This window comes from Pseudomonas mandelii, from assembly GCF_002251635.1.
In the GTDB taxonomy this organism is placed as follows: Bacteria; Pseudomonadota; Gammaproteobacteria; order Pseudomonadales; family Pseudomonadaceae; genus Aquipseudomonas; species Aquipseudomonas mandelii_B.
Map to the genome: position 1 here is coordinate 1 of NZ_NMOJ01000248.1, position 14,125 is coordinate 14,125.

Annotated in this window: 12 protein-coding genes; 2 read left to right on the forward strand and 10 right to left on the reverse strand. The window is 62.1% G+C overall.

Features of this window, described 5'->3' with window-relative positions; all coding sequences use genetic code 11:
- Positions 1-414: 414 nt before the first annotated feature.
- From B7L09_RS30460 to gcvA, 7 genes are all read right to left on the reverse strand, one after another.
- The gene (locus B7L09_RS30460; RefSeq protein WP_010455247.1) at positions 415-1,626 is read right to left on the reverse strand and encodes a CaiB/BaiF CoA transferase family protein; all 1,212 of its coding nucleotides are present in this window, start codon (positions 1,624-1,626) and stop codon (positions 415-417) included.
- A gap of 19 nt (positions 1,627-1,645) precedes the next feature.
- Positions 1,646-2,452, reverse strand: coding sequence for an enoyl-CoA hydratase/isomerase family protein (locus B7L09_RS30465; RefSeq protein WP_010455245.1), 807 nt, complete (start codon positions 2,450-2,452; stop codon positions 1,646-1,648).
- Positions 2,453-2,462: 10 nt separating this feature from the next.
- The gene (locus B7L09_RS30470; protein ID WP_010455243.1) at positions 2,463-3,227 is read right to left on the reverse strand and encodes an SDR family NAD(P)-dependent oxidoreductase; all 765 of its coding nucleotides are present in this window, start codon (positions 3,225-3,227) and stop codon (positions 2,463-2,465) included.
- A gap of 4 nt (positions 3,228-3,231) precedes the next feature.
- Positions 3,232-4,377, reverse strand: coding sequence for a thiolase family protein (locus B7L09_RS30475; RefSeq protein ID WP_010455241.1), 1,146 nt, complete (start codon positions 4,375-4,377; stop codon positions 3,232-3,234).
- A complete protein-coding gene (locus tag B7L09_RS30480) occupies positions 4,374-4,733 on the reverse strand; it encodes a Zn-ribbon domain-containing OB-fold protein (protein WP_010455240.1) in 360 nt (119 codons plus the stop codon). The genes B7L09_RS30475 and B7L09_RS30480 overlap by 4 nt, the downstream gene beginning before the upstream one ends.
- A 244-nt stretch (positions 4,734-4,977) precedes the next feature.
- Positions 4,978-5,892, reverse strand: coding sequence for an NAD(P)-dependent oxidoreductase (locus B7L09_RS30485; protein ID WP_094471915.1), 915 nt, complete (start codon positions 5,890-5,892; stop codon positions 4,978-4,980).
- 93 nt (positions 5,893-5,985) lie between these two features.
- Positions 5,986-6,891 (reverse strand): transcriptional regulator GcvA, encoded by a 906-nt coding sequence (gene gcvA / locus B7L09_RS30490; RefSeq protein WP_010455236.1) that lies wholly within the window; start codon positions 6,889-6,891, stop codon positions 5,986-5,988.
- A gap of 194 nt (positions 6,892-7,085) precedes the next feature.
- Between gcvA and B7L09_RS30495 the strand changes: the two genes are divergently transcribed.
- Positions 7,086-8,372 (forward strand): OprD family porin, encoded by a 1,287-nt coding sequence (locus B7L09_RS30495; RefSeq protein ID WP_010455234.1) that lies wholly within the window; start codon positions 7,086-7,088, stop codon positions 8,370-8,372.
- A gap of 156 nt (positions 8,373-8,528) precedes the next feature.
- Here B7L09_RS30495 and B7L09_RS30500 read toward each other — a convergent pair whose 3' ends face one another.
- The gene (locus tag B7L09_RS30500) at positions 8,529-9,962 is read right to left on the reverse strand and encodes an aldehyde dehydrogenase family protein (RefSeq protein WP_010455232.1); all 1,434 of its coding nucleotides are present in this window, start codon (positions 9,960-9,962) and stop codon (positions 8,529-8,531) included.
- A 286-nt stretch (positions 9,963-10,248) separates the two neighbouring features.
- Here B7L09_RS30500 and B7L09_RS30505 point away from each other — a divergent pair, with 286 nt between their 5' ends.
- Positions 10,249-11,592 (forward strand): MFS transporter, encoded by a 1,344-nt coding sequence (locus B7L09_RS30505; protein ID WP_010455230.1) that lies wholly within the window; start codon positions 10,249-10,251, stop codon positions 11,590-11,592.
- A 127-nt stretch (positions 11,593-11,719) separates the two neighbouring features.
- Here B7L09_RS30505 and B7L09_RS30510 read toward each other — a convergent pair whose 3' ends face one another.
- The gene (locus tag B7L09_RS30510; protein ID WP_010455228.1) at positions 11,720-12,907 is read right to left on the reverse strand and encodes an MFS transporter; all 1,188 of its coding nucleotides are present in this window, start codon (positions 12,905-12,907) and stop codon (positions 11,720-11,722) included.
- A gap of 218 nt (positions 12,908-13,125) precedes the next feature.
- Positions 13,126-14,031: a LysR substrate-binding domain-containing protein gene (locus tag B7L09_RS30515; RefSeq protein ID WP_094471916.1), complete on the reverse strand. Its 906-nt coding sequence runs from the start codon at positions 14,029-14,031 to the stop codon at positions 13,126-13,128.
- Positions 14,032-14,125 lie beyond the last annotated feature (94 nt).

A 14,125-nucleotide genomic window follows, 5' to 3' on the forward strand; every position in this document is an offset into this window, starting at 1 on the left:
GAATACCTGACTGACGATGCTCGTGCGACCGCTTTACCTTAGCCGGGCGACTAAACCCGATCACTGATGAGCAGTGACGGGAATCAAGTTACCGAGCGGCCCTCAGGCGCACAAGCCGGCGGATTCTGGCGCAGCCGTAGGCAACGGCGCAAGGATTTGTAGCTTTCAGGAAGTATCTTCGAGGGTGTTTAAACAAACACCGTTTCAGGCTTAAACAGACGAGCGGGACAGGATCTATTCATCCAGCTTTGTGGGTTGCACAGATTGAGAGGTCACCACCCCTCCACCTGTGGGTCAAAGCACAAAACGCAGGGCCGATTTTGCAAATCTCATCTGCTGGCCATTGCGCGCTTGCAGGTTTTGGGGCCGCTGCGCGACCCAGCGGGAGCAAGCTCCCTCGCCACAGGGACTCGGTCAGGCCAACTCCACCTCTGGACAATGCATCGCATTGGACGCCAGCAAATCGGCAATCTCATCCTCAGAAAAGTCGCACTCACGCAACACCGACCGCGAGTGCTGGCCATTCTCCGGCGCCGGCGCATACGGTGTTTGCGCGGCTTCGAGGCTGTTGACCGGAAACCCCGGTACCCGAACCACGCCATGCTGCGGGTGGTGCAGTTCCACGAGCATGCCATTGCTGGCGATCTGCGGATGGGCCAGCACGTCGTTGTAATCGCTGACCCTGGAGCAAAGGATGTCGGCCTCGCGCAGCACCGCTAGCCAATGGGCCACCGGCCGGGTGTGGAACACGTCGGTCAGTGCCGCGCACATGGCTTCACGGTTAACCACGCGTTGCGCCGAGCTGGCGAAACGCGGGTCGTCGATCCACTCCGGGTGTCCGAGCACCCTGCTCAGGGTCGGCCAGCGATTGCCGTTGTACGCCGCGACCATCAACCAGCCATCCGCCGCCTCAAAGGCTTCGTTCGGAGCAGAGTAGGGCGCGGCGCTGCCGATGCGGGTCGGCAGCTTGCCGTCGCAGAGGAAGCTCGCCAGCGACGCTTGTTGCAGCGCCAGGGCCGAGTTCATCAGGCTGACGTCGAGGTGGCCGCCCAGGCCGTCCTTTTCTCGGGCATGCAGTTTGGCCAACACGGCCATGCATGCCATATAACCGGTGACCACATCCACCACCGGCGCTTGCACCTTGGAGGGCGCCGAGTTCGGCGTGCCGATCAGGCTCATCAGGCCGGAATCGGCTTGCAGAATGCCGTCGACGCCCGCCCGGTCGGCATACGGTCCTTCCTGCCCGTAGGCGGAAATCGAGCAGTAGATCAGGTCCGGTTTCAGTGCAGCCAGGTCCTCATAACTCAGTCCCAGTCGAGCCATGACGCCAGGGCGCATGCTTTCGACCAGTACGTCGGCTTGCAGCACAAGTCGTTTGATCACTGCGGCGCTGTCCGGGTGTTTCAGGTCCAGGCTCATACCCAGCTTGCCGCGATTGAACGCGTGATACAGCGCGCTATCCTCGCCAACCCACGCCGGGCCGAGGGTACGACCCAGTTCGCCTTCGTGGGATTCGATCTTGATCACCCGCGCGCCCATGTCGGCCATCAGCATGGTTGCCGTGGGGCCGGCGGCGATCTGGGTGAAATCGAGGACGGTCAGACCGTCCAGAGCGGTGCGTAACATATTCGCCTCCTCGGGCGCTTCAGCGGCCCGTGTAATGCGGTGCGCGTTTTTCGGCAAACGCCTGCCGGCCTTCGAGACGATCCTCGGTGTCGCGCAACACGCCCCAATACAATTCGGTCAAACGCTGGGCGTCGCTGTCGCTCAAGTGCGCGGTACTGCGGGCCAGGGTTTGCAAGGCCTGGATCGCCAGCGGTGCCTGGCGGGCAATCTGCTCGGCCAGGATCATCGCCCGATGCAACAGGGCCTCGTGGCTGTCCAGACGCTCGGAGATCAAGCCGATAGCGCAGGCCTGCCACGCATCGATGCGCGACCCGGTTAACGCAATCTGCATCGCATGGGCGGGCGGCACCGCGCGCATCAAACGATGCAGGCCGCTGACCGCCGGAATCGATCCGACGGCGGCTTCCGGCAGACCGAACGTCGCACTGGCACTGGCAATGCGCAGGTCGCATTGCAACGCCAGCTCCAGGCCGCCGCCCAGGCAATGGCCATTGATGGCGGCAATCAGCGGCTTGTGCATGTCGAGGTCGGCAAGGTCCATCTGGCGGATGTAAAGCCCGGCGTCTGCGGCGGGTTCGTTGGCCAGGAACAGCGCCTCGGCATAGGAGGCCGAGGAGGCCCGCGTACTTTTCAGGTCGGCGCCGACGCAAAACGCCCGTTCACCGCTGCCGGTGATCACGGCCACACGCAGTTCCCGGCGGTCGCGTACTTCACGTAGATGGCCGCGCAAGGCCTGGAGGGAATCCAGGTCCAGCGCATTCAGGGCTTGCGGGCGGTCGATCGTGATCAGGGCCACAGGGCCGTGGACTTCCAAAGTGACTGACATGGCGTTCACCTCACACGCTGGCCGAGGACAGACTGCGTCCGCCGCACACATACAGGGTTTGCCCGGTGACGTAGCTGCTGGCCGGGGCGAGGAAAAACTCCACGGCATTGGCAATGTCGTCCGGGGTGCCGATGCGTTTTACCGGCACCGTGTCCTTGAGTTTTGCCTGCACCTCAGGCGTGAAACTCTGGAACAGCGGCGTATCGACGATGCCCGGGGCGATGGCGTTGACGGTGATGCCTTTGGCCGCGAACTCAATGGCCAGGCTGCGGGTCAGGCTGACCACGCCGCCCTTGGCCGCCGAGTAATTGGCCTGACCGAAACCGCCCAGCCAGGCCCGGGACGACATGTTGACGATGCGTCCGAAGCCTTTCTCCAGCATCAGTGGCAGGGCCGCTTTGCAGCAGAGAAATTGCGCCCGCAGATTGGTGTCCACCACCAGGTCCCAGTCCTGTTCGGTCATGTTCAGGAAGCGTTTGTCGCGGACCACGCCGGCGTTGTTCACCAGAAAATCCAGGCGACCGTGGGCTTCGTGGATCTGCGTGAAGGCGGCGTTGACCGACTCGCCTTCGGTCAGGTCCAGCGCAATTCCGGCGACCTTCAAGTCTTCGGCGTGCAACGCGCTGACACTGTTGTTCAGTGCCTGTTCGTCGCGATCCAGCAGGTAGACAAACACCCCTTGATGCGCCAGTCGTTGGGCAATGGTCAGGCCGATCCCGCGAGCAGCGCCGGTGACGACGGCGACCTGGCCGGCCGCAAAGTGTTGGTTGTTCATGGCTTCAGACTCCCAGGATGTGCACGGCTGACGCCGCGTGGTCGACCCCGGCGATACCGCCACCGGTGCATTGCGCCAGGCCCAGGCGCGGAGTGCCGGCTTGGCGGCTGCCGGCGCGGCCTTGCAACTGCCAGAGCAACTCGACCATTTGCGCGACACCGGTGGCGCCCAGTGGATGACCCTTGGCCAACAGGCCGCCACTTGGATTGACCGGCACCCGACCACCGAGGGCGGTGGCGCCCGAGTGCAACAGCGAGACCGCTTCGCCCGGTGCGGCCAGCCCGAGGGCTTCGTAATACAGCAGCTCGGCGATGGTGAAGGCGTCGTGCAACTCGACCACACCGATATCGGCCGGGGCGACACCGGCCTGTTCATAGGCCAGGCGTGCGGCGCGTGCGGTGATTTCGGCATCGAGAATGTCTTCGTCACCGCTCTCGCGAAGGCCCGAGACAATGATCGAACCCAGCACCTTGACGTCTTTGGCGTGGGGTCCCGGTTTGTTGCCGAGCACCAGTGCAGCGGCACCGTCCACTTGCGACGGGCAGCACTGCAACAGGGTCAGCGGGTCGGCGATCATGCGCGAGGCGAGCACCTCTTCGAGGCTGACTTCGTTGCGTTGCTGGGCGTATTCGTTGAGCGAACCGTGACGACGATTCTTCACCGCTACAGCGGCCAGATCGGCGGGCTTGGCGTCACGCTCGTGGATGAATCGGGTGGCGCGCATCGCGTAGACCGCCGGCAACACCATGCCTGCCGTGGCGTAGAGGTCGGTCATGCGGTCGTTGCGCTGCATCGGGATCATGCCGCCACCCAATGCGGTCAACTGCTCGATGCCAAACACCAGCACGCGTTCATATAGACCGGCGAGCAAGGCGTGGCGCGCCAGGTGCACCGCCGTCGCGCCGCTGGCACAGGCGTTTTCGATGTTGTAGACCGGAATCCCTTTCAGGCCCAGATCGCGCACGATCACCTGCCCGAGAATCATCCCGCCCAGCACATTGGCGCAGTACACGGCCTGAATGTCGGCCAGCTGCAAGCCGGCATCGGCCACGGCGTCAAGAATTGCGCGCTGGGCCAGTTCCGGGGCCATGACACCGGGGTGACGGCCGAAGACGGTCATGGCGCCGCCCATTACATGCATCTGGCTCATGGACGGGCCTCCTGGGACTGGAAAACGTAGCCGTAGGTGTCGTCGGCAATCACTCGGCATTTTTCGCCAATGGCCGGCACGCCGGGGGTACCGATCAGGCGCCCGAACAAACGCACCGGGCCGGGCAGGTCGACGTAGGCGAGCACGAACGGGGCGAGGCCGCTTTTCGGGCTCGGGTGCATGATGGTGAAGCTGTAGACCTGGCCCTCGACGTCTAGCACGGTGTCGTCGAACTGGTTGCTCAGCGGCGAATCGTCCGGCACGGACGGAAAGAATATTTCGCCGTTGTGGTGATGGCGCGAGGCATGCAGGCCGGGTGGCGTGGACGGCGTCCAGATGGACGTGGAAAAACTCATGATGACCTCCTGTTGTTATGGGCTTGCGAACAAGCTCTGGAGGTCATGGTCGGGCAGGGCAGAAGGCCCGACAAACGATATAAAAACCCGGTTTGGAGCGGCAGTGATAGAAAAATCTGTNANGNTGNAANACAAAAATGTGGGAGCGGGCTTGCTCGCGAANGCGGTGTGTCAGTCANCGAATNTGTCGACTGACACACCGCTTTCGCGAGCAAGCCCGCTCCCACATTTGATCTGCGTTGNTTTAGAAGCGTTTCATACCGCTAGCGTCGATCAAGAGGCTATCCAGCACCTGCACCACATGGGTCATATCCCGCGCCGGGTCACCTTCGCTCAAGGCCTGATCGAAGAACTGCTTGACCACCGAAGAGGTGAAGGCCGGCACTCCGGTGTTTTCCGCCTCGGCCAGAAACAGCCGCACGTCCTTGCGCATCAAATCCAGGCGGAAGCCGAAGTCGAATTCCCGGCGCATCACGGTGCCCGCCAGGATCTGTTCGCTGGTAAAACTGCGCGCGGTGCTGGCGTTGAGCATCTCCACCATCTGCCGTGGGTCGAGCCCGGCCTTGACCCCGAATAACATCGCTTCGCTGGTGGCCACCAGAGTGGCGGCGACGATCATGTTGTTGACCAGCTTCAAGGTTTGACCTAGCCCTGGCTCGGTGCCGATGTGTTCGACCTTCTTGCCGAAGGCGGCGAATACCGATGAGCAACGCTCATAAGCGGCACGATCACCTCCAACCATCACCGACAGCGTGCCGTTCTGCGCCCCCGCGGCACCCCCGGCCAGCGGTGCATCGAGGGCGGCGATGTTGCGTTCAGACAACGCCGCTTGCAGGCGTCGGGCCAGGCTCGGACCGGTGGTGGAGTGGTCGACCAGAATGCTGACCTTTTGACCATGGATCACGCCGTCGGCACCGAGCACTACGTTTTCGACGATGTCCGGGGTTGGCACGCAGACCAGCACGATGTGCGCGTGGTCCGCCACTTCCCGAGGCGTTGCATGGCTGCGCGCACCCCGTTCAAGCAATGGCGCCAAGGCGTGGGGATTGGGATCAAACAGGTTCAGGTCAAAGCCTTTGTCGAGCAGATGGCGGGCCATTTTCTGGCCCATGGCGCCGAGGCCGATGAAACCGATGGAAGGCGTATCGGGGGTGGTCATGGCGGGTCTCTTTCTTGTGGATGGAGACCCATGCTAGACACGGTGACAAATGACCGACAAAGCAGTTTTACGCCGCAGTGCCTTGATCAAAGCTCAAGCCAGATCGCGGGTGATGCGTGCCTGTTCAAGGACCCATTCACGGAAAATTCGCAGGTCTTCGCTTTCCTCGCGGTGCTTGGGAATCAGCAGGTAGTAGGTGTAGACGCCCATGTCCACCACCTGTTCGAACGGCCGGATCAGGCTGCCGTCCTGCAGTTCCTTGTTCACCAGAAACAGCTGCGCCATGGCAATGCCCTGACCGCCGACCGCCGCCGCGTAAACCATCGACGAACTCTGATAAGTCATGCCGGCGTGGGCATCGACTTCGCGACTGACCCCGCAAGCTTCCAGCCAGTAACGCCAGTCTTCGAGGCGGGCGATCGAGTGCAGCATGGTGTAGTTGGCGATATCGGCCGGCGTCTGCAACCCTGGGCCATGCTGCAGCAGCGACGGGCTGCACACCGGGGCCAGCTGGTTATCGCTGAGCACGTGACAATTGCAGTTGGGCCACTCACCGGAGCCGAGGCGGATGGCGGCATCGATGTCTTCCTTGTAGAAGTCCACGGGCTCGAGGGAGGCGGTCAGCAGCACTTCGATCTTCGGGTTCTGCGCGTGGAAGCTTGCCAGGCGCGGGATCAGCCACTGCATGGCGAAGGTGGTGTAGGCGCGGACTTTCAGCTGACGGCGCAGCGGTGGAGACATGAGTTTTTTGGTGGCTCCGCGCAGGTCTTCGACCACCCGGGCCACCGCGCGGAAGTACTGCTCGCCGGCAGCGGTCAGGGTGATCTGGCGGTGCCCGCGCACGAACAGGTCGAGCTTGAGAAATTCTTCGAGCGTGCGGATCTGCCGGCTGACTGCGCCCGGGGTGACGTTCAATTCATCGGCGGCCAGGGTGATGCTCAAATGCCGGGCGACGGATTCGAATGCGCGGATGGCATTCAGGGGAGGCAGACGTTCCATGGTGAGCAACTCTTGTTCTTATGGGAGGAGCGGCGCGCAGTGTACGTAAACCAAAGCCTAAACCCACTTGATTAAAACTCAAGGGAAGGGCGTGTTTTTCTCGATTGTCGGTCGGCAGCGCGGCTTTCAGGATCGACCGTCACGCGCCTGTCTGGCCCGTGGCCGAACCTGACAACAATAAGAGAAACACACCCATGAACAGCCCCTTTTCCAACGCCCGGAAGGGCTTCCCGCTGGTATGGCGCCTGTCGCTGTGCAGTGCCGCCAGCACGCTGATGAACCCGGCCTGTGCCGATTTCCTTCAGGGCAGCAAAAGCAGCCTGGAGCTGCGCAACTATTACTTCAATCGTGATTTTCGTCAGTCCGGCGTCGCTCAAAGCAAGGTAGAGGAATGGGCGCAGGGCTTCATCCTGCGGCTGGAATCGGGCTACACCGACGGCATGCTCGGCGTCGGGTTCGACGCTATCGGACTGGTGGGCGTCAAGCTCGATTCATCGCCGGATCGCTCCGGCACCGGGCTGCTCAATACCGAGCGTGGACCGGGTGGACGAGCCGAGGATGACTACGGCGAACTGGGCCTGACCGGCAAACTGCGCCTGGCGCGCAGCACTCTGAAAGTCGGCACCTTGCTGCCTCGGATGCCGGTGGTCATGTACAACGATTCACGCCTGCTGCCGCAAACCTTTCGCGGCGCCTGGCTCAACAGCGCGGACCTCGACAACCTGTCCCTGGACCTTGGTCGACTCGACCAGACCAACTTGCGCAACTCTTCCGACAATGAAGACATGAGCGTTTTCAACGGCGGGTCGCGCAATATCCGCCTGGGAAGCCACGCCACCAGTGACCGCTTCGACTTTGCCGGGGCCACCTACCGCTGGGTGCCGGCGCTGAGCACGGCCTATCACTACGGTGAACTGGAGGGGATATATCAGCAGCACTACCTGACCCTGAACCACAAATGGACGATCAGCGAAGGCCAGACCTTGAACTCGGATTTACGCTGGGCGCGTAGCCTTGACGAGGGCAACAGCAATGTCGACAACTCGGCGCTGGGCGCGATGTTGACCTACAGCGCCCGTGGCCATGCGGTGGGCCTGGGTTATCAGCGCATGAGCGGCGACACCGGTTTCGCCAACATCAACGGCACCGACGGCTATCTGGTCAACCTGGTGCAGATCAACGATTTCGGTAACCAGGACGAACGTTCATGGCAGGCGCGCTACGACTACAACTTTGCCGCCGTGGGAATTCCCGGCCTGACCTTCATGACCCGCTATCTGTCGGGCGACGACGTCACCGTGCGCAACCGGGCGGAGGGCGGCAAGGAATGGGAGCGTGATTCCGAGTTGGGGTATGTGATCCAGAGCGGGCCGTTGAAGGACCTGGGGCTGAAGTGGAAAAACGCCAGTGCGCGGAGCAATTTCTCCAGTGATATCGATGAGAACCGCTTGATTGTGACCTACTCGTTGGCGCTTTGGTAAACCCCTAGATCTATGAACTGATGCTCACTCGTGGTGAAAGAATTACCTGTGTCGAGTGCCTCGCCACAGGTACTTCTTTCACCTCTGGAGGGCGGTGTATTTGAGGACGAAAAAAGGGTGCAGCAATGGCTGCACCCTTGGGTGTTTGACGGGACGTCAGAGGCGGATGATCACTGATTTGAGCTGCGTGTAATGCGACAACGCATCAACCCCTTGCTCACGCCCGTAACCACTTTGCTTGAACCCGCCGCACGGTGTCTGGACGAACCCGCCGCTGTATTCGTTGACCACAATCCGCCCGGCCTCAAGGTTCGCGGCCACCCGGTGCACCCGGCCAATGTCACGGCTCCAGATACCGGCCCCCAGGCCGAACTCGCTGTCGTTGGCAATACGCAACGCGTCCGCTTCATCCTTGAACGGAATCACGCACACAATCGGCCCGAAGATTTCTTCACGGGCCAGGGTCATGTCATTGGTTACGCCGGTGTAGACGGTCGGCTCGATGTACCAGCCGTTTTCAAAGCCGGGATGGCTCGCCACCTTGCCGCCGATGGCCGGGGTCAGGCCTTCGCGTTCGGCAATTGCAAAGTAGCTCTGGATTTTCTCGAACTGGGCGCGGGTGGTGATGGGACCGGACGTCGCATCGTCCTGCGGGCCGACCCGCAGATTGCCGACCTCGGCCACCAGTTTGTCGACGAAGCGATCGTAGATCGATTCCTGCACCAGCAACCGGGTCCCGGCAGCGCACCACTGTCCGCTGTTCCAGGTGAACGCGAGGGTCGAGCCTTTGGCCGCGGCGTCCAGGTCGGCATCGTCGAACACGATGTTGGCAGACTTGCCGCCCAGTTCCAGGGTCAACGGCAGGATCCGCTCCGCCGCAATATGCCCCAACTCCTGACCGGCACGAATGCCGCCAGTAAAGGAGATTTTGCGGATGTGCGGGTTATGCGCCATGGCCGGGCCGATGACGCTGCCTTTGCCGACGATCACGTTGAACACCCCCGGCGGAATTCCGGCCTCCACAGCCATGCGCGCGAGTTCCACCAGCGATGCCGAGGTGTGTTCCGACGGTTTCGCCACCACCGTGTTGCCCGTGGCCAGCGCCGGAGCAATCGCCCGGGCCGCCTGATGCAGCGGAGCGTTCCACGGCAGGATCACACCGATCACGCCGAACGGATCGCGGCGGGTGTAGACGTGGTAATTCGGGCCTTGGTTGATCACTTCACCGTCCATGACATTGACGATGCCGCCGTAGAACTCGAAGTACTGCGCCGTGAGGTCCATCAGGGTCGCCATCTCGCGCCCGGGTTTGCCGGTTTCGGCCCGTTCCAGCGCACCGAGGGTGCTTTCGCTGGCGCGGATCAAACGCCCGAAATCGTTGAGGATGCGCCCGCGGTCCGCCGGGCGCATGTCACGCCAGGCTTGCAGCGCGGCGGCGGCGGAATCGATCGCGATGGCCACGTCAGCCGGGCCGCTGCTGGCCACTTCGTTGAGTTTTTCGCCGGTGCGTGGATCGATTTTGTCTTCGTACTGGCCGTCCAGCGGCGGCACGGAGCGTCCATCGATGAAGCTGTTGGTTTGCTCAAACATTGCGGGTTCTCCTCGCGAAACTTTTATTGTCGATGCGGTACATGGGGGAGGTCGTGGGCAGCCCCATGATTGCCTGCATTTACCCTCGCTCGCGCGGGCGCCTTCAACCGAGTTTTACAGGGGTATGCGTTGAGAAAACCTCAACACAGTGGGTTGATTTTTAGTCAATCGAACCGCCCTGAAAACTCGCTACACGAGAAGCTGACGGTGCTGGATATTTCTCCCGTAGCAACACTGAGGCCGCGTCTAAAGGTCAACAATAATAGCGCCCACGGGAGCCATAACCATGAGCAACTACCCTACGGTGGACAGCGAACTGCCGTCCGCATCCAACGCCACTGCCACGACTCAGAGCCAAGGTCGACAACTCAACAGTGCAGAGAAAAAAGCGATTGTCGCCGCGACCCTGGGCACCATCGTCGAGTACACAGACTGGGTCATCTATGCGACCTTTTCCTCCATTCTCGCCAAGCAGTTTTTCCCCGCCGGTGACGGGGCAACCGCTTTGCTGTCGGTGTTGGCCGTGTTCGCCGTCGGCTTCATCATGCGCCCGATCGGTGGCGCGGTGCTGGGCCAACTGGCTGACCGCTATGGTCGCAAGAAGGGCCTGACGCTATCCATCCTGCTGATGTCCGTCGCCTCTCTGGTGATCGGCATCTGCCCCAACTATGAAAGCATCGGCATTGCCGCGCCGATCATCCTGGTGCTGGCGCGGCTGGTCCAGGGCTTCTCGGCGGGCGGCGAATTCGGCTCCGCCTCGGCATTTCTGATCGAGTCGGCCCCTGCGCATCGCCGGGCCTTCGCCGGGTCGTGGCAGTGGTTTGCAATCAATGCCGGCACGCTGGTGTCCTTCCTGCTCGGCTTTGCCCTGGCGTCGATGGGCAGCGACACTGCGCTCTACGATTGGGGCTGGCGCGTCGCGTTCGTGATTGCCGCGCTGATGGGCTTGATCACCCTATGGATTCGCCTGTCGGTACGCGAAACCGAGATCTTCAAATCGCGCATCGCCAGCCACGGCAAAAAACGCCCGATTCGCGAACTGCTGTTCAGCCATCGCCGCGATGCCATGCGCGTGATCGGCATCGCCATGGCCGGCAACCTGCTCAACTACGTGTGGATGGTCAGCTATCCAAACCAGGTGCATTTGATCACCGGCATGTCGATCCGCGACACCTTGCTGGCCGGGGTGATTTCCGTTGGTGTGTCGCTGGTATTGCTGCCATTCGCCGGCAAGCTGGCGGATCGCGTCGGGCGGCGTCCGGTGCTGATCGCCTTCGCCATCGCCTCGATCCTGTGGGCCTGGCCGAGCTTTGGCTTACTGCACGTCGGCATCAGCCTGATGGAAGTGACGCTGATCCAGACCGTCTCGATGGTCATCATGACCGGCTTCGGCGCCGCCTCGGCGGTGACCATGGCCGAGCAATTCCCGGCCGAGGTTCGCGTGACGGGCATCGCCTTGCCGTATGCGTTGTCGGTGACCTTGTTCGGCGGCACCGCCCCGTACCTGATGGCCGCCATGGCGGGTTGGGGCTATGGCGGGTTGTTCTGGATTTACCTGGCGGTGATCAGTGCAATCAGCGCGGTGGTTTATCTGCGGATGCCGGAGACGCGGGGGCAGCCGTTGCGTTGATCGGACATCAATGAAAAAGGGGCGGATGATCCGCCCCTTTTTCATGCCAGAAACACAAACCCTGTGGGAGCGAGCAAGCCCGCTCCCACAGAAGTGCCGTTACCTGCACGAAATGAGAAACGGCCCTTCACGGGCCGTTTTTTTCAGCGCGTCGGGAATGAAAGATCGAGACCAATCCGCACACCGCAAACAACGCACCTACCGCCGCCAGCCCTGGCCAGCCGTGATACTCGGCAGCGCTGGCCCCGAGGGCCGACCCCAACGCGCCGCCGGTGAAGTAGGTGACCATGAATACCGTGTTCAAGCGGCTGATCGCCTCGGGAGCCAAGGCCAGGATCCGCGCCTGATTGGCCAGTTGGTTGGCCCGGTTGCCAATGTCCAGTGCTGTGGCACAGGCCAGGATCAACCACCAGAAACCGCCTGCACCACCCAGATACAACGCAATGAAGGCCAGCAGCACCGCGCCGGTCCCCAGGTAGCTGAGTTTGATGCCGTAGTGTTGCGTGAGTCGGCCAAGCCAAGAGGCGGCGACGATCCCGACAATCGCCGAAAGCCCGAACAGCCCGGCCTGGCCGCTGGAGTAGTGATAAGGCTCAAGCGACAGCAACGAGGCCATCGACCCCCAGAACACGTTCAGCGCACCGAAAATCAGGCCACCGCTGACTGAGGAGCGACGCAGGGTCGGGTGGGCGCGCACCAGTTTCCACATTGACTTCATCAGGTCCAGATAGGGCAGGGTGCTGGACGGTGCGGTCACCGGCATGCGGATCATGATCGCCATGAACAGCATCACGTTCATCACGGCGGCAGCGAAGAACATGCCGCGCCAGCCGATCCAGGTGCTGACGGCGCCGCTCAAGGCCCGCGCCAACAGACCGCCGGCCGACAAACCACTGACCATCATGCCCAGCACGCTACCGCGTTGCTCCGGGGGCGCGAGGGCAGTGGCGGCGGGAATGATGATCTGCGCACTGACAGCTGACAGCCCCAGCACCACACTGGCCAGCAGCAAAAAGGAGTAGGTCGGCGCAACGGCGGAGGCGATCAGGCTGAGGAAGTTCAGGCTCAACATGCCGAGGATCAGCGAGCGCCGGGTTACGCGGTCGCCCAACGGCACAAATAGCAACAAGCCGAGGGCGTAACCGAGTTGGGTGAGCATGGCGATCTGGCCGACGTGGGCGCCCGAAATGCTGAACGTGGCGCCAATCAACGGCAGCATGGTCTGGTTGTAATAGATGGTCGCAACCGAAAAGCCGCAACACAGTGCCAGAGTGATCGCCAGGCTGGCGGGTAATGCGGTTTTACTCTCAGGCATCAGGTGTTCCCCCGTGAATGACAAGCCAGTGGCTGTTGTAGTCGGCGGAAGGGAAACGGGTCAAAGCACAAAACCGCAGGGCCGCTTGAGCAAATCTCATGAGATTGAGAGGTCACCACCCCTCCACCTGTGGGTCAAAGCACAAAACGCAGGGCCGATTTTGCAAATCTCATCTGCTGGCTCTGCGGTGTTTGGGGCCAATCGCCCCGACGCACATTTCAGCCGCTGTGAACCTGCTCCGATTCCGTCAGCACCTTCCTGAACGTCTCCACCAGCGGCCGCAAATTGATCCGGTGCCACGCTGCCCACAGCGGTCTGGTGAAGCAAATCCACGGCACTTCCCGCAGGACCACGCCCGGCGGTGCATTGCGGCTCAAGCCTTTCTGAATCATGGCGATGCCCAGTCCCGAGGCCACCAGAGCCAATGCCGTGAAGGGGCCGGTGGCTTCCATGCGGATGTCCGGGGTGAATCCGGCGCGGATGCAGGCGCTGACGAAGTCTTGGCGGTTGGTGACATTCTGGTGGTGCTGCACGCCGATCCACTCCTGATCGGCGAGGTCGGCCGGGGTCAGTGTGGCCTGTTGGGCGAGGGGATGGTGCTCGGGCAGGGCCAGCAGCATTGGGTCGTCCAGTACCTGGAAACCCAATAAATCCGGATCGTCGGCGACAGGCGGCTCACTGACCAGGGCGATATCCAGACTACGCTGGCGCAGGCCTTCGAGTTGTTCGGCGGAACTCTGGTTGTACAGCGCGACGTGCACGTTCGGTCGGTCGACGCGCAGCACCCGCAAGGCATTGGGCAGCACGCCGGCATGCATGGCGTTTTCGATATAGCCGATGCACAGGCCGCCTTCTTCGCCGCGACCCAGGCGCTTGCCCAACGATTCCAGGCGATTGGCATGGGTCAGCAGCGCCTTGGTTTCGGCAAGAAAGGTCTGGCCATCGCGGGTCAGTCGGATGCGTTGCTGGCTGCGTTCGAACAGGGTCAGGCCCAGGCGTTCTTCGAGCTGGGCGATCTGCCGGCTCAGGGGTGACTGGGATATGTGCAGGCGTTCGGCGGCGCGCCCGACGTGTTCTTCTTCGGCGACGGCGACGAAGTAGCGCAATTGGCGGATGTCGATCATGTCAGACCTACCGGGACTTAAGTGCTGCGCATTATGTCTTGGACGGTCCGATCATCGCAATCTAGGATCTGCCCAACGGTCTCNNAGNGGGCTT

Bases quoted from the DNA above. Each gene is read 5' to 3' on its own strand.
- B7L09_RS30470 (WP_010455243.1), bottom strand. From the start codon at position 3,227: ATGAACAACCAACACTTTGCGGCCGGCCAGGTCGCCGTCGTCACCGGC.
- B7L09_RS30475 (WP_010455241.1), bottom strand. From the start codon at position 4,377: ATGAGCCAGATGCATGTAATGGGCGGCGCCATGACCGTCTTCGGCCGT.
- B7L09_RS30500 (WP_010455232.1), bottom strand. From the start codon at position 9,962: ATGTTTGAGCAAACCAACAGCTTCATCGATGGACGCTCCGTGCCGCCG.
- B7L09_RS30465 (WP_010455245.1), bottom strand. From the start codon at position 2,452: ATGTCAGTCACTTTGGAAGTCCACGGCCCTGTGGCCCTGATCACGATC.
- B7L09_RS30515 (WP_094471916.1), bottom strand. From the start codon at position 14,031: ATGATCGACATCCGCCAATTGCGCTACTTCGTCGCCGTCGCCGAAGAA.
- B7L09_RS30485 (WP_094471915.1), bottom strand. From the start codon at position 5,892: ATGACCACCCCCGATACGCCTTCCATCGGTTTCATCGGCCTCGGCGCC.
- gcvA (WP_010455236.1), bottom strand. From the start codon at position 6,891: ATGGAACGTCTGCCTCCCCTGAATGCCATCCGCGCATTCGAATCCGTC.
- B7L09_RS30510 (WP_010455228.1), bottom strand. From the start codon at position 12,907: ATGCCTGAGAGTAAAACCGCATTACCCGCCAGCCTGGCGATCACTCTG.
- B7L09_RS30480 (WP_010455240.1), bottom strand. From the start codon at position 4,733: ATGAGTTTTTCCACGTCCATCTGGACGCCGTCCACGCCACCCGGCCTG.
- B7L09_RS30495 (WP_010455234.1), top strand. From the start codon at position 7,086: ATGAACAGCCCCTTTTCCAACGCCCGGAAGGGCTTCCCGCTGGTATGG.
- B7L09_RS30505 (WP_010455230.1), top strand. From the start codon at position 10,249: ATGAGCAACTACCCTACGGTGGACAGCGAACTGCCGTCCGCATCCAAC.
- B7L09_RS30460 (WP_010455247.1), bottom strand. From the start codon at position 1,626: ATGTTACGCACCGCTCTGGACGGTCTGACCGTCCTCGATTTCACCCAG.